At 35.5% G+C, this 17,751-nt stretch carries 19 protein-coding genes; 11 read left to right on the top strand and 8 right to left on the bottom strand.

The window, feature by feature from the left end:
- Positions 1-81 precede the first annotated feature (81 nt).
- Positions 82-423, top strand: a complete 342-nt coding sequence (locus I586_RS13165) for a hypothetical protein (protein ID WP_010766636.1) — start codon at positions 82-84, stop codon at positions 421-423.
- Between the two features lie 269 nt (positions 424-692).
- On the opposite strand, the gene jag is transcribed toward I586_RS13165, so the two are convergent.
- From jag to rpmH, 4 genes are all read right to left on the bottom strand, one after another.
- Positions 693-1,463, bottom strand: a complete 771-nt coding sequence (jag, locus tag I586_RS13160; protein ID WP_010766635.1) for an RNA-binding cell elongation regulator Jag/EloR — start codon at positions 1,461-1,463, stop codon at positions 693-695.
- A 15-nt stretch (positions 1,464-1,478) separates the two neighbouring features.
- Positions 1,479-2,306 carry a YidC/Oxa1 family membrane protein insertase gene (locus I586_RS13155; protein ID WP_010766634.1) on the bottom strand — a complete coding sequence of 276 codons (828 nt, stop codon included), beginning with the start codon at positions 2,304-2,306 and terminating at the stop codon, positions 1,479-1,481.
- Positions 2,307-2,321: 15 nt separating this feature from the next.
- The gene (gene rnpA, locus I586_RS13150) at positions 2,322-2,660 is read right to left on the bottom strand and encodes a ribonuclease P protein component (RefSeq protein WP_010766633.1); all 339 of its coding nucleotides are present in this window, start codon (positions 2,658-2,660) and stop codon (positions 2,322-2,324) included.
- Between the two features lie 351 nt (positions 2,661-3,011).
- Positions 3,012-3,146 carry a 50S ribosomal protein L34 gene (rpmH, locus tag I586_RS13145; RefSeq protein ID WP_010762140.1) on the bottom strand — a complete coding sequence of 45 codons (135 nt, stop codon included), beginning with the start codon at positions 3,144-3,146 and terminating at the stop codon, positions 3,012-3,014.
- A gap of 744 nt (positions 3,147-3,890) precedes the next feature.
- Between rpmH and dnaA the strand changes: the two genes are divergently transcribed.
- Positions 3,891-5,234 (top strand): chromosomal replication initiator protein DnaA, encoded by a 1,344-nt coding sequence (dnaA, locus tag I586_RS13140; protein ID WP_010766632.1) that lies wholly within the window; start codon positions 3,891-3,893, stop codon positions 5,232-5,234.
- Positions 5,235-5,434: 200 nt separating this feature from the next.
- A complete protein-coding gene (gene dnaN / locus I586_RS13135) occupies positions 5,435-6,565 on the top strand; it encodes a DNA polymerase III subunit beta (protein WP_010766631.1) in 1,131 nt (376 codons plus the stop codon).
- A gap of 93 nt (positions 6,566-6,658) precedes the next feature.
- Here the strand turns inward: dnaN and I586_RS13130 are convergent, their stop codons facing one another.
- Together I586_RS13130 and I586_RS13125 are read right to left on the bottom strand one after the other, a co-directional pair.
- A complete protein-coding gene (locus I586_RS13130; protein WP_010766630.1) occupies positions 6,659-7,261 on the bottom strand; it encodes a DUF2812 domain-containing protein in 603 nt (200 codons plus the stop codon).
- A gap of 9 nt (positions 7,262-7,270) precedes the next feature.
- Positions 7,271-7,579, bottom strand: a complete 309-nt coding sequence (locus I586_RS13125; RefSeq protein ID WP_010766629.1) for a PadR family transcriptional regulator — start codon at positions 7,577-7,579, stop codon at positions 7,271-7,273.
- Positions 7,580-7,891: 312 nt separating this feature from the next.
- Between I586_RS13125 and yaaA the strand changes: the two genes are divergently transcribed.
- From yaaA to I586_RS17275, 6 genes are all read left to right on the top strand, one after another.
- Positions 7,892-8,134 (top strand): S4 domain-containing protein YaaA, encoded by a 243-nt coding sequence (gene yaaA / locus I586_RS13120; protein ID WP_010766628.1) that lies wholly within the window; start codon positions 7,892-7,894, stop codon positions 8,132-8,134.
- On the top strand, positions 8,121-9,248 hold the full coding sequence (gene recF, locus I586_RS13115) for a DNA replication/repair protein RecF (protein ID WP_010766627.1): 1,128 nt from the start codon (positions 8,121-8,123) through the stop codon (positions 9,246-9,248). Before yaaA ends, recF begins: the two co-directional genes overlap by 14 nt.
- Positions 9,245-11,194, top strand: coding sequence for a DNA topoisomerase (ATP-hydrolyzing) subunit B (gene gyrB, locus I586_RS13110; RefSeq protein ID WP_010766626.1), 1,950 nt, complete (start codon positions 9,245-9,247; stop codon positions 11,192-11,194). Before recF ends, gyrB begins: the two co-directional genes overlap by 4 nt.
- A 19-nt stretch (positions 11,195-11,213) precedes the next feature.
- Positions 11,214-13,733, top strand: a complete 2,520-nt coding sequence (gene gyrA / locus I586_RS13105; protein ID WP_010766625.1) for a DNA gyrase subunit A — start codon at positions 11,214-11,216, stop codon at positions 13,731-13,733.
- A 136-nt stretch (positions 13,734-13,869) separates the two neighbouring features.
- Positions 13,870-14,301 (top strand): hypothetical protein, encoded by a 432-nt coding sequence (locus I586_RS13100; protein WP_010766624.1) that lies wholly within the window; start codon positions 13,870-13,872, stop codon positions 14,299-14,301.
- Positions 14,302-14,426: 125 nt separating this feature from the next.
- Positions 14,427-14,594, top strand: a complete 168-nt coding sequence (locus tag I586_RS17275) for a hypothetical protein (protein WP_010766623.1) — start codon at positions 14,427-14,429, stop codon at positions 14,592-14,594.
- A 43-nt stretch (positions 14,595-14,637) separates the two neighbouring features.
- Here the strand turns inward: I586_RS17275 and I586_RS13095 are convergent, their stop codons facing one another.
- Both I586_RS13095 and I586_RS13090 read right to left on the bottom strand, forming a co-directional pair.
- Positions 14,638-15,009, bottom strand: coding sequence for a PaaI family thioesterase (locus I586_RS13095; protein ID WP_010766622.1), 372 nt, complete (start codon positions 15,007-15,009; stop codon positions 14,638-14,640).
- Positions 15,010-15,029: 20 nt separating this feature from the next.
- Positions 15,030-15,368, bottom strand: coding sequence for a hypothetical protein (locus tag I586_RS13090; protein WP_010766621.1), 339 nt, complete (start codon positions 15,366-15,368; stop codon positions 15,030-15,032).
- 172 nt (positions 15,369-15,540) lie between these two features.
- On the opposite strand from I586_RS13090, the gene I586_RS13085 reads away from it, so the two are divergent.
- Positions 15,541-15,924, top strand: a complete 384-nt coding sequence (locus I586_RS13085) for a YccF domain-containing protein (RefSeq protein ID WP_010766620.1) — start codon at positions 15,541-15,543, stop codon at positions 15,922-15,924.
- Positions 15,925-16,182: 258 nt separating this feature from the next.
- Complete coding sequence (locus I586_RS13080) at positions 16,183-17,697, top strand: zinc ABC transporter substrate-binding protein AdcA (protein ID WP_010766619.1); 1,515 nt, start codon at positions 16,183-16,185, stop codon at positions 17,695-17,697.
- Positions 17,698-17,751 lie beyond the last annotated feature (54 nt).

Below are 17,751 nucleotides of genomic sequence, written 5' to 3'. Positions count from 1 at the left end.
TTTGTTAGAACCATTCGTTAACTTTGCATTTATTCTAAGATATCTTTAAAATAAATGTAATAAAGTAGGGAGGTTCCGATTATGAGACAAACAAGAAAAGATGAACTTAATGAACAAGAATTAGAGAATCGTTTAAATGGAATCACATTATCTACAGGAAACGTCAACAAAAAATATATCCTTCGTGATATTGTTTTTGCGACAGATCGAATCGAAACAGATTTATTTTCACCAGATGTCAATCCAAATGATGTATTCAGTGGTGTCTATCGTCAATTGAAAGTCATTGCATTTGAATATGAAGCAGATGCAGTGATCAATTGTCACTTTGAAGAAAAATATGTGGAATATCAAGGGAAATGGGTCGTGGAAATATTTGCTTATGGTACTGTAGTTCAGTTTACGCAGACGAATATTGGTTAATTTCATCATTTGATTAGAAGACTGTATTCTTTTGATCCACTCTCTTTTCCAGTAAATACAAAAAACCTGATTCTAAAAGAACCAGGCTGGAAGAAGCACGAATGCTCCAACTACTTTATCATCGTATTTTGTACGTTGATAAGAATGATTTCGTTTAAAATATACTTTGTTTAATAGTATTTGTCAATGTATTTTTTTTAAGAAATTATCTATTCCAAACAAAAAAAGACCCTTTAAAAAAATAATTTTAAAGGGTCTTTTTTATTGATTTAGTAATGTTTTTTTGCAGGTTCAACGACTAAATAACGGTAAGGTTCATCGCCTTCTGAATGTGTTTTGATATGGTCATCTTTACTCAAAGTAAAATGAATTTGTTTTCGTTCAAATGCAGGCATTGGCTCTAGAAAAACTGGACGTCCAGTTTGTTTCACTTTTTCTGCTGTTCTTTCTGCTAGACGCTGTAAAATTGCTTGGCGTTTTTCACGATAGTCTCCAACGTTGACTACAACAGATAATTTGTTTTCTGCCACACGATGAACGAATACTTGTGCTAGATACTGCATTGCATTCAATACTTTTCCATGTTTCCCAATCAAAATCCCTTGTTTATCTGTATCTAGATGGAAAACCAACAAGCCATCTTTACGCTCTAAACGGACTAATGCTGGTGCATTCAACTCTTTTGAAATATTGGTTAAATACAGCGCTAACTCCGTAATTGCTTCTTCATCATTTAGGTTTTCCAAGACTTTCGGTTCAGAGGAATCAGACTTAGCGGACAGCAATTCTTCAACAGCTGTCTCTGCTTTTACTTCCTCGTCTGTAACAATGATATCTTCAACTGTTTCTGCAACTGCTTCTGCGATTTGTTCGCTAACAGTTGGCTCGATCGATACTTGAGCAAGTTTTTTACCAAAACCTAAGAAACCTTTTTTAGCATCTGCTATTACGTTGATCTCTACTTCTTCTTTTGATAAATTCAGTGCGCGCAACCCTTTAGTTGTTGCTTCTTCAATTGTGTTTCCCTCATAAACCGGCATCTGGAAAACCTCCTTTTATTTTTTCTTATTTTTTTTCTTAGGATTCATTGCTTTCTTCAATGCACGTTCGCGTTCTTTTACTTGTCTTTCCGCTTCTGCACGTTCTCTACGAATCTTGAATGGATTATTGATCAATAATGTTTGACCTACTTGGAATGCATTAGAGACTACCCAGTAGAGTGATAATCCGCTGGCTAAACTCATCCCCATAACAAAGATCATAACAGGCATTACAAAATTCATGATTTTCAATGAAGCATTTGATTCAACTTGACTCATACTTGTTAAATAAGTGCTAGCAAAAGTAAAGGCCGCTGCAAGTATCGGTAAAATCAAGTATGGATCTGGCTGACCTAGATTCAACCATAAGAAACTTCCTTGTTTCAATTCTGGTACACGAGAAATCGATTGATATAATGCCATCATGATCGGCATTTGGATCAATAATGGTAAACAACCCGCATAAGGGTTTACATTATTTTCAGCATATAATTTTTGTTGTTCTTCACGGAACAGACGTTGTGTTTCAGGATCTTTCGATGAATATTGTTTTTGCAGCGCTTTTAATTTTGGTTGTAACTCTTGGGTTTTGCGCATGCTTTTCGTTTGGAAATGCATCAATGGTAATAAAATAATCCGAATTACTAATGTAAATAGGATGATCCCGATACCTGTATTTGCTGAAATTGATAAAAATTTGATTGCTTCAGCGAAATAATAGACGATATAGCGGTCCCAAATTCCTGTACTGCTTTCGTTAATCGGGGCGGTTCCACAGGCAGACAACACAAAAACAAGTGTAACTAAACCTGCCATCAATAATAAGCGTTTATACTTCTTCACAAAACTGTTCCTCTCTTATTTCAAAATTTTTGCAAGTTTCAAAGCATGCGTCAGGTTGCTGTGAATTTCTTCAGAGGTCAACTTGTCGACACCTGGTCTTGCGATGATAATAAAATCACAAGTCGGATCGATTGATTCTTTTAATTGGTAGATCGACGTGCGAATTTTACGTTTTACAGCATTTCTAACAACAGCATTCCCGATTTTTTTCCCAACGGAAATTCCTACCCGAAAATGCTTTTGTTCTGGTTTTTCCAATACATAAATCACAAATCTTCGATTCGCACAGGACTGTTTATGTTGAAACACTGCTTGAAATTCTTTTTCTTTTTTTACTCTATAGGATTTCTTCATCTGCATCCCTTTGTTTCTTTCTATCTTTCTTTTTTACTCACTCTACAATAATAGCATATTTCAGTCATTTTTTATCAAAATTAAAGGAAAATATCCAGAGATTTTGTCAATCATGACTCTAAATTCATATAGTATCATTTTTTTTGGTTTTTTTCACTTTATTTAGTTAGCATTTTGGTACAATCATTCGCTAAAAACATAACGCTCTCTTTGATTATTATTCTTTTTCAAATTCTCCACAAGTTCCTATATAAAAAGCAAAGAACCCTTTATTATTTCCACAGAATAGTTTGTGAAGATAATAAAGGGTTCTTAGTTTAAACTTGATTCGTTATTTAAAGTCAACATAGATTATGCTGAAATAACTTTTCTGCCTTTACGACGTCTGCTCGCTAATACGTTGCGACCATTTTTTGTGCTCATGCGTTTACGGAAACCGTGAACTTTTTGACGTTTGCGTTTGTTTGGTTGATACGTTCTTTTCATCTCTTGTTCCACCTCCTGAAATTGTAACTATCCATCAATACATAGACATACTTTGATAGTATAACTAGTATTGGGTCGTTTTGTCAATAAATTTTCAGGAATTAATTTTTCCTACACACTAAATAAGTTATCCACAAAACGGTTTTCTTTCGGGATAACTTGTGGATAGTTTTTTTTAAGCCCATTATTTATTTTGAGTTTTCTCCACACTTTTGCACAAAAAAACAGCCTGTTAAAAAGTTATGCACATCTTTATTTTCTTCTGTGTATAACTTTTTTAAAAGCTTGAATTACTTGACTTTGTTTTACAGATTGGTCTGTGGATAAATGAAATTACTCTGAGAAATCCACCGTTTTTTACCTTCATGTGGATAAGTTTATAACCTTCTGTGAATTTTTTTTCCACAATTCACAATTTGCCTGTGGAAAAAGTTTAAAAAAAATGCTAAAATTCTATTTGCTTATCTATTTATATTTGTTCTGCTTTTTATAATAGAAAAAATTTATTTAGCTTTATGAGCTTTTCTGTTTAAACATACCAAAACACCACGAAGAAATGAGTTGATGTTGAATGGTACATGGTGAAGCGGAGCGTTGTTACCATATACTATCTAGCTGCATGGGCTAACTCTTCGGGAAAAAGATAAAAATAGTTTGTGGTAAAAACTACCACAATCGATTTTTCCTATTTTCCTCTCAGAGTTGAACGAGCCCGCTACGCTTTTATATTAAGGAGGTCACCATATGCCCGATATGGAAAGTTTCTGGAAAGATCTAGAAGATACTTACCAATCTGTTTTGTCTGCGCCAAGTTTTGATGCTTGGATAAAAACGACACAACCGCTAAAGTTGGAGAATAACCAATTATGGTTAGAGGTTCCATCTGCTGTTCATAAAGACTATTGGGAAAAGAATTTAGCCGCAAAAATCGTCGAAACCGGCTTTAAATTGACTGGTGCTGAAGTAATGCCTCATTTTGTTGTTACTGGTGAAAAAGAGACCATGCCGATTCAAGAAGAAAAAAAAGCCCCTGTAACGCAAGAAAAAATTGCCGAACATGGGAAAAAAGCTTTATTGAATCCAAAGTATTCTTTTGACACCTTCGTCATCGGAAAAGGGAATCAAATGGCACACGCTGCAGCTTTAGTTGTCGCAGAGGATCCTGGTTCGATTTACAACCCACTATTCTTTTATGGTGGCGTAGGTTTAGGAAAAACCCATTTGATGCATGCCATCGGTCATCAAATGTTGCAAAATCGACCAGATGCGAAAGTAAAATACGTCAGCAGTGAAACGTTCACGAATGAATTTATCAATTCGATCCAAACAAAAAATTCAGAACAGTTTCGTAAAGAGTATCGAAATGTTGATTTACTTTTAGTGGATGATATTCAATTTTTGGCTGAAAAAGAAGCAACCTTGGAAGAATTTTTCCATACCTTCAATGATTTGTATAATGAAAACAAACAAATCGTACTGACAAGTGATCGACCACCGAATGATATTCCTAAGCTTCCTGAACGTTTGGTTTCTCGTTTCGCTTGGGGATTATCCGTCGATATTACCCCACCAGATTTAGAAACACGAATTGCTATTCTACGGAAAAAAGCCGATGCAGAACGCCTAGAGATCCCTGACGATACACTTAGTTACATCGCTGGTCAAATTGATTCCAATATTCGTGAATTAGAAGGTGCTCTAGTCCGAGTTCAAGCGTTTGCTACGATTAATGGGGAAGATATTACCACTAGTTTAGCAGCCGATGCTTTAAAATCGTTGAAATCTGTCGGCAGTCAAAATCATTTATCGATTTTACAAATCCAAGAAGAAGTGGCAAAGTATTACCATATCCAATTAAAAGATTTAAAAGGCAAAAAACGTGTGAAGTCCATCGTTGTTCCAAGACAAATCTCAATGTACCTCTCTAGAGAGATGACGGAAAACTCTCTACCTAAAATCGGTGCAGAATTTGGCGGTAAAGATCATACAACGGTCATTCATGCGCATGAAAAAATCCAACAATTAATGGAAAAAGATCCAACGATCCAAAAAGAAGTTGGAGAAATTAAAAACTTGCTCAATTCATAGCCTGTGGATAAATAAGAGAAATAATAAAAAGTTTTCCACAAGTTATACACAGGTGGAAAACTCCTATTTCATTTCGTTTTTTCACTTTTCCACAGAATTAACAGGACCTACTACTTTTATTATTTATTTATATATAAATACAAAACTGTCCTAGCAAAATTTATGCTTTTAAAATCAATTAAAAAAGGAGTTCATTCATTATGAAACTAACCGTAAAAAGAAATACATTTTTACAAGAATTACAAACTGTTCAACGAGCTATTTCTTCTAAAACGACCATCCCAATTTTAACAGGTGTAAAGATCGTTCTAACAGATGAAGGTTTATCATTAACTGGTAGTAACGCAGACATTTCGATTGAAAGTTTTCTAAGTAAAGAAGATGAGAAAGCACAAATGACGATCGAGTCAACAGGTAGTATCGTTTTACAAGCTCGTTTCTTTGGAGAAATCATCCGTAAATTACCTGAAGATATGTTTACATTAGAAGTACTAGAAAATAATCAAGTCGCAATCACTTCAGGAAAAGCAGATTTTACCGTTAATGGATTAGATGCAGATAATTATCCACACCTTCCTGTTATCGATGCTAAAAATCAAATTCAATTACCTGTTCACCTATTGACAAAAATTATCAATGAAACAGGCTTTGCTGTTTCTCTTCATGAAAGTCGTCCAATTTTGACAGGGGTTCATTTTATTTTAGAAAACCAAAAATTATTAGCTGTTGCAACAGACTCACATCGTTTGAGTCAACGAATCATTCCGATCGAACAAGCAGCTGAAAATTTCAATATCGTAATCCCAGGGAAAAGTTTAACGGAACTTTCTCGTTCATTTACAAATGAAGAAGAAATGGTCGAAATCAGTATCATGGAAAACCAAGTATTGTTTAAAACACAAAACATGTATTTCTATTCTCGTTTGTTAGAAGGAAATTACCCTGATACCAATCGTTTGATTCCAACAAGCTTCAATACAGAAATCGATTTTTATGTTCCAGAACTATTATCTGCTATCGATCGAGCTTCTTTACTTTCACATGAAGGACGTAACAATATCGTTCGTTTAGCAATTGCTTCTGATTCAGTTGTGCTTTACGGAAATTCTCCAGAAATCGGTAAAGTGGAAGAACCGTTAAACTACGAAAAAGTAACGGGTGATCCATTAGAAATTTCTTTCAACCCAGATTATATGAAAGATGCCTTACGTGCTTTTGGTGATATGAGTATCACAGTTAAATTTATTTCTGCGATTCGTCCATTTACTTTGGAACCAACAGAAACAGATTTAGACTTTATTCAATTAATTACGCCAGTTCGTACGAATTAAAAAATTTAAAAAAACGTGTGAGTGAAAAACTAAAATTTAGTTTTTCACTCACACGTTTTTATGTTTATCGTAGCTAAGATCAAGATAGGGATGTTATACAGTTTCATATTTCTTTATAAGTTTTTTTGTTTTGGTTCCCATAATTGTAAAGTAGACAGCACCAAACATAAAAAACATCATAGGCATTATCTGGAGGCTCAAAAAGAATGTTTGCACAAGGATCATTCCAAACAATTGAAAACCAGTATATGCCCAAATGCTTGAAGTCAAATACCATGAAGAGATATTTTCAAATGAAGGCTGCAACAGAAAGAAATAAAGAATCATCAATGTTGCCCATATAATAGCTTGATTATATAAACGTTTATACCGTTCATTACTTGACGAAGTATCTGAAAATATATCTAAATCTTGATTGTTACTGTTTAACGGTACAAAAAATTGAAAACCACTACTCTTTGTACCACTGATATGCTGCCAACCACTATCTTCAAATAAAGTAAGATATGCAATATAATCAGCTTTCTTTTTGAATGTCTGATAGTCAATTCTGTAATTCAGCGTTTTTGGCGCTATCTTTTCAAATGTATAGATACCCCAAACGTTATATTTTTCCAGAGCCCAACCTTGTTCAGCCATTTCCTTTAAATACTGTTCTTCTTTTTTAATATCAATTAATAATTTTAACTTTTTCATTTGTTCCTCCTATAATAAATTGTCAGCAAGTATTACTAATTCTTTTAACCGTTCGACTTCAAGCTTTAAAACTTTTTTGCCAGTAGTTGTTAATTTGTATACGCGCCGACGTTTATCTTCTCCAGGAACTTCACAAATTAGTTTTTGTTTTAATAAATTTTCTGTTGCGCCATACATTGTGCCAGCTGCAATGCGTACTCGACCATTGCTTATTTCTTCTACTTTTTGCATGATGGCATATCCATGAGAAGGTTCAGTGAGTGACATCATAATATAAAAAGTTGTTTCTGTCAGAGGTAAAATCTTATTGATAGTCATTTAGTGTACACCTTTTATAGAGTTATTTTATACAGTTTGACTGTACAATTGGATTGTATATCGTTAGACTGTATAAGTCAATTACTTTTCAAAAGAATCTTTAAGTGAGAAACACTGAAAAAAATTTTAAAAGACAAAACTTACAAATTTCTCCTTAAAATGCATTTTAAGCCTTTTTTAATCCTTAGAATATTTTTTATCGATTAGATTCAAAATTGCTTAGAAACAAAATTAGACGGATAAATTTGTTTTTTGACATAAAAAAGAGTATAATATAAGAGTAAAAGTGAAAACAAAAAAGAGGGATGCATTTTGAAAAAGACGATTGTTTTAGAAACTGATTACATGACACTGGGTCAAGTCTTAAAAGAAGTCGATGTTATTAGTAGCGGCGGTGCTGCCAAATGGTACTTAGCTGAAAATAGTGTTTTCGTAGATGGGGAATTAGAGAATCGCCGCGGCAGAAAATTATATGCTGGTATGATGCTCGAGATACCTGAAGAAGGTACTTTTTTTATGGTCAAAAAAGGCGAGGTAGTCGATGAGACTGAATAAAATCGAGGTACAGCATTATCGTAATTATGATGGGCTGACCTTAGATTTTCCTAAAACACTGAATATATTTCTAGGAGAAAATGCACAAGGCAAGACAAATCTCTTAGAAAGTATTTATGTTTTAGCGATGACCCGCAGTCACCGAACCAGTAATGAGAAAGAGTTGATCCACTGGGATTCTGATTCAGCTAGAATCAGTGGTGTTATTGAAAAAAAGACAGGTACTGTACCGCTAGAGATCATTATTTCTAATAAAGGTCGTAAAACAAAGGTCAATCATATTGAACAAAAACGTTTGAGTTCATATATCGGGCAATTAAACGTTATTTTATTTGCACCGGAAGATTTATCTTTAGTTAAAGGCTCACCTCAGTTACGTCGAAAATTTATCGATATGGAATTAGGCCAAGTCAATCCAATCTATTTATACGATTTGGTTCAATACCAATCTGTCTTAAAACAACGCAACCAATATTTAAAACAGTTAGCTGAAAAAAAACAATCTGATCATGTTTATCTAGATATTTTGACTGAACAATTGGCAGAATTTGGTGGTAAAGTCTTATTTGCTCGTTTAGAGTTCATCAAAAAATTAGAGCATTGGGCTAATTTACTTCATAAAAAAATCAGCCATGAAAAAGAAGAATTAGCGATCGACTATTTTTCAAGTATCCCATTAGACAAAGAAAATTTTTCACTAGAAGAGATCCAAAAGCAACTACTGCAGAGCCTTCTTGATAATCGGAAAAGAGAATTGTTCAAAGCGAATACTTTTTTAGGTCCTCATCGAGATGACCTGATTTTTAATGTAAATGGACAAAATGTCCAGACATATGGTTCACAAGGACAGCAAAGAACCACAGCTCTTAGCGTAAAGCTTGCGGAAATTGATTTAATGTATTCAGAAACAGGTGAATATCCTGTTTTGTTATTGGATGATGTCATGAGTGAGTTAGATAATGAACGACAATTGCACCTGCTAGAAACGATTGAAGGAAAGGTTCAAACTTTTTTAACTACAACTAGTTTGGATCATTTAAACAATAAATTAACTGTTGAACCAGACATATTTTATGTTCATCAGGGAGAGATAGAGAGGGAAGCAACTATATGACAGAAGAAGAAAAAAATATGAAAGAACGTGCCCAAGAATATGATGCCAGTCAGATTCAGGTATTAGAAGGTCTTGAAGCGGTTCGTAAACGTCCTGGTATGTACATAGGATCGACAAGTTCAGAAGGGTTACATCACTTAGTTTGGGAGATCGTTGATAATTCCATTGATGAAGCGTTAGCTGGTTTTGCGTCAAGTATCCAAGTAGTTATTGAAGAAGATAACAGTATTACAGTTGTCGATGATGGGCGTGGAATCCCGGTTGGTATTCAAGCTAAAACAGGTCGTCCAGCAGTAGAAACAGTCTTTACCGTTCTCCATGCCGGAGGAAAATTCGGCGGTGGCGGATACAAAGTTTCCGGCGGACTTCACGGGGTAGGTTCTTCCGTTGTTAATGCCTTATCGACAACATTAGACGTAAAAGTCTACAAAGAAGGCAAAATCTATTATCAAGAATTCCATCAAGGTGCTGTTAAAGACGATTTAAAAGTGATCGGTGATACAGACCGTCATGGGACAACCGTTCACTTTGTTCCAGATCCAGAAATCTTTACAGAAACAACGATTTTTAACTTCGATAAATTAGCAACACGTGTGAGAGAATTAGCATTCTTGAACAAAGGATTAAAAATCTCGATCGAAGATAAACGTGAAGAAAAACCTGTCTTGAAAGAGTATCACTACGAAGGCGGAATCAAGAGCTATGTTGAACATTTAAATGCCAATAAAGATGTTTTATTCCCAGAGCCTGTTTTCATTGAAGGGGAACAACAAGACATTATTGTAGAAGTTTCTATGCAATATACGGATGGCTACCATACTAACTTATTAAGTTTCGCTAACAACATTCATACGTATGAGGGCGGAACCCATGAATCAGGTTTTAAAACGTCATTAACGCGTGTGATCAATGATTATGCTCGTAAACAAAAGATCATGAAAGAAAATGACGAAAACTTAACAGGGGAAGATGTTCGTGAAGGTTTAACAGCAGTTATTTCTATCAAACATCCAGAACCTCAATTTGAAGGTCAAACGAAAACTAAATTAGGAAATTCAGAAGTTCGTACGGTTACAGACCGTTTATTCTCTGAGTATTTCAATAAATTCTTGATGGAAAACCCAACAGTTGGGAAACAAATCGTAGAAAAAGGTCTACTTGCGTCAAAAGCCCGTATGGCTGCTAAGCGAGCACGTGAAGTAACCCGCCGTAAAGGGGCACTTGAAATCAGTAATTTACCTGGTAAATTAGCCGATTGTTCAAGTAAAGATCCTGAAAAATGCGAAATCTTCATCGTCGAAGGAGATTCTGCCGGCGGTTCAGCAAAACAAGGTCGTAGCCGCGAATTCCAAGCAATTTTACCGATTCGTGGGAAAATCTTAAACGTTGAAAAAGCCAGCATGGATAAAATTTTGGCAAATGAAGAAATCCGCTCATTATTTACAGCGATGGGAACAGGTTTTGGTGCTGACTTTGATGTATCGAAAGCACGTTACCACAAACTAGTAATCATGACCGATGCCGATGTCGATGGTGCACATATTCGTACACTATTGTTGACGTTGTTCTATCGTTTTATGCGCCCAGTTGTTGAAGCGGGATACGTTTATATCGCTCAACCACCTTTATATGGGGTCAAACAAGGAAAAAATATCACGTACGTTCAACCAGGGAAAAATGCTGAAGATGAACTAGCTGAAATCTTAGCTTCTCTACCAGCTAGTCCAAAACCAAGTGTTCAGCGTTATAAAGGTCTTGGGGAAATGGATGATCATCAATTATGGGAAACAACGATGGATCCTGAAAGACGTTTAATGTCACGTGTCAGTGTGGATGATGCGATCGAAGCCGATCAAATTTTTGAAATGCTGATGGGAGACCGTGTTGAACCACGCCGAGCATTTATTGAAGAAAATGCCCATTACGTGAAAAATCTAGATATTTAATTAAGAAGGAGATAGATTCATGAGTGAAGAAATGAAAGAGAACATTCAAGACGTCAATCTGACCAGTGAAATGAAAGAATCCTTCATTGATTATGCGATGAGCGTTATTGTAGCTCGTGCGCTACCAGATGTTCGTGATGGGTTAAAACCAGTTCATCGTCGTATTTTATATGGAATGAATGAACTAGGTGTGACACCTGACAAACCCCATAAGAAATCAGCCCGTGTTGTAGGGGACGTAATGGGTAAATATCACCCGCATGGTGACTCGTCAATTTATGAAGCAATGGTTCGTATGGCGCAACCGTTTAGCTATCGTAGCATGTTAGTGGATGGCCACGGAAACTTTGGTTCTGTCGATGGTGATGGCGCCGCTGCGATGCGGTATACCGAAGCGAGAATGAGTAAAATTGCGTTAGAAATGTTACGCGATATCAATAAGAATACAGTTGATTTCCACGGAAACTACGATGATTCGGAACAAGAGCCTGATGTATTACCCGCTCGTTTCCCTAACCTTTTAGTCAACGGAACAACCGGAATCGCTGTAGGGATGGCAACAAACATCCCACCTCATAACTTAGCAGAAGTAATCGAAGCGACCAGTTTATTAATGGAAAATCCAGATGTTACGACAAATGAGTTGATGGAAGTATTGCCTGGACCTGACTTTCCAACTGGTGGTCTTGTTATGGGTAAATCAGGTATTCGTCGTGCTTATGAGACAGGACGTGGCTCAATCACTGTCCGTGCGAAAGTTGAAATCGTTGATATGCCAAATGGCAAAGAACGTATCTTAGTCTCAGAATTACCTTATATGGTCAATAAAGCGCGCTTGATCGAACGAATTTCAGAATTGCATCGTGAAAAACGAATCGAAGGAATCACTGATTTACGTGATGAATCCTCTCGTGAAGGTATGCGGATCGTTATTGATGTTCGTCGTGATGTCAGTGCCTCTGTCATCTTGAATAATCTATACAAAATGACAGCACTGCAAACTTCTTTTGGTTTTAACATGTTAGCAATCGAAAAAGGTGTTCCGAAAATTTTAAGTTTGAAATCAATTCTTGAAAATTATATAGAACATCAAAAAGAAGTTATTACTCGCCGTACTGAATTTGACAAGAAAAAAGCAGAATCTCGTGCGCATATTTTGGAAGGTTTACGTATTGCGTTAGACCATATTGATGAAATCATTTCAATTATCCGAAATTCAAGAGCAGATGATGAAGCAAAAGCATCATTGATCGAGCGTTTTGAATTTTCTGATCGCCAAGCGCAAGCAATCTTAGATATGCGTTTGCGTAGCTTAACGGGCTTGCAACGAGATAAGGTAGAAAATGAATACCAGGAATTATTAAAACTTATCGCAGATTTAAATGATATCTTAGCGCGTCCAGAACGTGTCGTTGAGATCATCAAAACTGAACTAGGTGATATTCGTGATAAATATGGCGATGCCCGTCGTACTGAATTATTAGTGGGTGAAGTTTTAAGTCTAGAAGATGAAGACTTGATTGAAGAAGCGGAAGTCGTGATCACATTAACAAACAATGGCTATATCAAACGTGTAGCTAACAGCGAATTTAGAGCACAGCGCCGTGGTGGTCGTGGTGTTCAGGGAATGGGCGTTCATGATGATGACTTCGTGAAAAACCTAGTTTCTTGTTCAACTCATGACACGTTATTATTCTTTACAAATAACGGTAAAGTCTATCGTGCTAAAGGATATGAAATTCCAGAATACGGCAGAACGGCCAAAGGAATTCCTGTAATCAATATGTTAGGTATTGACTCTAGTGAGAAGATTCAAGCAATCATCGCTGTTGAAGGGCAAGCTGAAGAAGGGCATTATCTATTCTTCACGACCCGTAAAGGTACTGTTAAACGTACAGCAGTTAAGGCATTCTCTAATATCAGAAGCAATGGTTTGATCGCAATTGGTCTAAAAGAAGAGGATGAACTAGTTAATGTTGTATTAACGAACGGTGAACAAAATATGATTATTGGGACTCACAATGGTTATTCAGTAACATTTGCGGAAACAGCTGTCCGTGATATGGGGCGTACAGCATCAGGTGTACGTGGTATTCGTCTAAGAGAAGATGATTACGTCGTAGGAGCCTCTTTATTGGACGCTGACACGGAAGTTCTTGTGTTGACGGAAAATGGTTACGGTAAGCGTACAAAAGCTTCTGAGTACCCTGTGAAGGGCCGTGGTGGTAAAGGAATCAAGACAGCAAATATTACTGCGAAAAATGGTCCATTAGCAGGACTTACAACAGTTCGTGGCGATGAAGATATCTTAGTAATCACGAATAAAGGAGTTATCATCCGTTTCAACGTTGATTCAGTTTCTCAAACAGGACGTGCTACATTAGGTGTTCGTCTAATGAGAATGGAAGAAGATGCAAAAGTTGTAACGATGGCTGTTGTTGAGCCAGAACCAGATGAAATCGTTGAAGAAGTTGAAGGTGTTGAAACAACAGTAGTTGAAAGTGAAACGCCAGAAACAGATACAGCGACTGAAGAATAAATTAAAAGAAGAACATTTCAGAAAAATGCTGAAATGTTCTTTTTTTTAAATTTAAAAAAAATAGAATATCATTTTGCTTTGTTTTGGAAAAAAGTACGATTATAATAAAGGGTAATAAGAAGTGAGAGGTAAAATTATGACACAAGAGAAATTATTATTATCTAAAACTTTTTCAAAGCAATTAAATATTGGAACAGCGTTATCTAACTTTATTGAAAATATACTAGAAATATTCGGGGAAAAGACAACTGTTTATGAACGAAGACCGATTACTTTTTCAGAGTATCTTTATGTAGAAATGATTACTTTTTCAAATGGTTTTCAGATTAGAACGAGCTTAAAAAGAAATCCCGACACCTTTGAAATCGAAGCTTTTGCTTATGCAGAACCGAACCATGTTTATTTATCTAATTTAACTTCAGAAGAATTAAACTTAATGTATAAGCTTGTCAAAAAGGAAAGAGAAAAGATTATGAATCAAAAATATGCGGAAGTAAATCAAAGAGAATTGGACGTCATGACCTCGCTATTAATGAATTTAAAGGTAATCACGGGAGAAATCATTTAGAAAAGGGACAAATGCCATATTGAAAGAATATGATTTTTGTCATGTCAATCTCTGACAAAAACGTCTGTTTGTTGATCTCTGAATCCGTCATAATAAGCTTATCAATTAATTAGGAGCGAATAAGTATGACAAATCAAAATGAAAAAATCGAAGCATTAAAATTAGAAAATGAAAACTTGAGATTACGCTTAGCTACGATAAAAGAGGATAATAAAAGTCATTTGACTTCGTGGGTTTGGGTTTTAGTACCTGTGATGGGCATGTTAGTCAGCTTAGTGAATAACATTTTTTAAACGTTAAAGACGCACGGCCGCATTTCTGTCCGTGCGCTAATTTTTACTTCTCTATTTTTCGGCTCATCAATGTACAACGACCAACTGCAGTCATTTCACCAGAGGCATTAAAAATTTTTCCTTCCCAAACTTGAACGGATTTTCCGATGTGATTGGGTGTGGCAATTGTTGTTAGAACACCACTAGACATTCCTTTTAAGTGGTTGACTTGAAGATCAATACCGACTGCATAAGAAGTCTTATCCAACTGTTCATTAGCGCCTAAACTACAGGCTGTTTCAATCAAGATCCCATTCATTCCGCCATGTAAAATGCCATAAGGCTGTTGATGGAAATCGGCTATCTTCATTGTTAAAACAACTTTTTCTTTAGATAGTTCAGTTGTTTCGATGTTTAAATAGTCTAATAAATGCATGGAAATCAACCCTTTCTTTTTTAAATTGATTCAAGAAAATCAATTACTTTATTTAGTGCCAGTTCATGATAACTTAAAGAATCAAAATAAAAAACTTTTTCTTTTGGGTAATCCTTGAAATCAAATTGTTTTTGTAATCCAGGTACACAAATTATTGCATTTGCTCTTTGAGCAATAAGATCAATATCTGCTATAGAGTCGTCCAAGACAGCTAGCCAGTTACTCCCTTTTTTTTCAAGCGCTTGGTTTAGTTGTGTTACTAATTTTTTTTGTTTAAACATTCCTAGAATATTACCGTTTGGGAGTTTGCTTGTTCCGATCATAGGTGTACTTTGATAAAAGACGATTGCTGTGCGCATAAACAACTCTCCTTTGTGATGAATAACTTACTATCAATAGTAACCAAGTTAGTAAATGTTCACAAGGAAATTCCTATAATTTAGTAAATTTAGGTTTCGAGTAAGGTTTTGTTTTTTTGTTTTGTAGTATAATTTATTTTGTAAGTTTAAGTAGAAAGTAGAGGTTTGCTTTATGGGATGTCTTGGAAATATTATTTGGTTTATTTTTGGCGGTTTCGCTGGTGGTTTGGCTTGGCTTTTAGCAGGAGTCCTTTGGTGTATTACGATTGTTGGGATTCCGATTGGGCTACAGTGTTTCAAGCTTGCAGGATTGAGTTTTTGGCCGTTCGGTAAAAGGGTTGTATACAGTACAAGTACGAGTTCGTTTTTAGTAAATATTCTCTGGTTGGTTATCAGCGGATTTTGGCTAGCGGTAGGTCATTGTATTAGTGGAATCATTTTATGTGTGACAATTATTGGAATTCCGTTTGGTATGCAGTCATTTAAATTGGCTAAGTTAGCATTGATGCCATTTGGTGCACAGGTCGTTTCGACAAATAGTGTTTATATGGAATAATAGTAAAAAAGCAAAAAAATAGAAAGACCAAGAAAAAACAGACATGTTTTTTCTTGGTCTTTCTTCGTCTCTTGACAACGATAAAAAAAATTGTTATATTCTCATGTGGTTAAAACGTAATCGTTACGCTTTAGGTGTTGAGAATCGGAAAGGAGTGATCGAATGAACAACTAGACCATATACAATAATGTTTTTTTCGCAAGAGCAATTATCTTAAGATACAGTAAATTATAAATAAAACGATTGAGGAGATTAGGGATGAAAAAGAAGTTAATGCTTATTATTACAGGTTTATTTTTACTAACGGTTATTTTAACTGCGTGCACTAAACCGAAATCTGAAACACAAAATAAGGAGAAAGAACAGTTGACGATTGTTACTTCTTTTTATCCAATGTATGAATTTACAAGAAATATTGTCGGTGATGTTGGTGAGGTTACACTAATGGTGCCTGCAGGAACTGAAGCACATGATTATGAACCTTCTGCAAAAGAAATCGCTAACTTACAAGATGCGGATGCTTTTGTTTATAACAGTGAATATATGGAAACGTGGGTTCCTAAGATGGAAAAATCACTAAAGAATGTGACGAGCATTAAAGCAAGTGAAGGCATGGTTCTTTTACCTGGAAGTGATGATCACGATCATTCAGCAGAGGAAAGCCACGAAGGACATTCTCATGACTATGATCCTCATCTATGGTTAAGTCCTTTTCGTGCAATCAAAGAAGTGGAAACAATCAGAGATGGATTGATCGATCAATTTCCGGAACAAAAAAAGACATTCACTAAAAATGCAGCTGATTATATCGAAGAGTTAACAGAGCTTGATAAGTTGTATGAAGCAAAGTTGGCGAATGCTAAACAAAAGAATTTTATTACGCAACATACAGCTTTTTCTTATTTAGCCTTAGATTACAACCTAAAACAAATACCGATCGCAGGAATTTCTCCAGATCAAGAACCAAAGCCTTCACGGATTGCGGAATTAAAAGAATTAGTTGAAGAAACAGGAATCAACTATATTTATTTTGAAGAAAATGCAAATGACCGAGTAGCAAAAACGTTAGCGAGTGAAGCGGGTGTTGAATTACTTGTGTTAAATCCGTTAGAAGGTCTTACCAATGAGGATATGAAAGCCGGTAAAACATATATCAGTGTGATGAAAGATAATCTAGAAGCATTGATAAAATCAACGGAAGTGACACCTAAAAAAGAAGTCGCTGAACCAGAAGCAAACAAGACGGTTTCAAACGGGTATTTTGACGACAAGGATGTTAAAGATCGTGTTCTTTCTGATTATGCAGGTGAGTGGCAATCAGTATTTCCTTATTTAGAAGATGGTACGTTTGATCAAGTATTTGATTATAAAGAAAAATTAACGAAAAAAATGACAGCAGAAGAATACAAAGCCTATTATCAAAAAGGGTATCAAACAGACGTTGATCGTATTGATATCAGTAAGGACGCCATGACATTTATAGTAGGGGATAAAAAATACACATCGAAATATAAATACGCAGGAAAAGAAATCTTAACTTACAAAGCTGGAAATCGTGGGGTTCGCTTTTTGTTTGAAGCAACGGGGGATACGCCATATAAGTATGTTCAATTTTCAGATCATGGCATCGCGCCTTCTAAAGCAGCACATTTCCATATCTATTTTGGTAATGAAAGTCAACAAAAATTATTGGAAGAAATGGATAATTGGCCGACTTATTATCCAGTTGATATGACGGGATTTGATATTGCACAAGAGATGTTAGCACATTGATAAGCATGTAAATAGTTAGATTCAACCCCCTAAAAAATCGGCTAGATGAGATTT

Origin of the sequence: Enterococcus moraviensis ATCC BAA-383 (assembly GCF_000407445.1) — a bacterium.
GTDB classification, from domain to species: domain Bacteria; phylum Bacillota; class Bacilli; order Lactobacillales; family Enterococcaceae; genus Enterococcus_L; species Enterococcus_L moraviensis.
The sequence above is the reverse complement of the archived record's forward strand: the minus strand, read 5'-3'. Positions and strand labels throughout refer to the sequence as shown.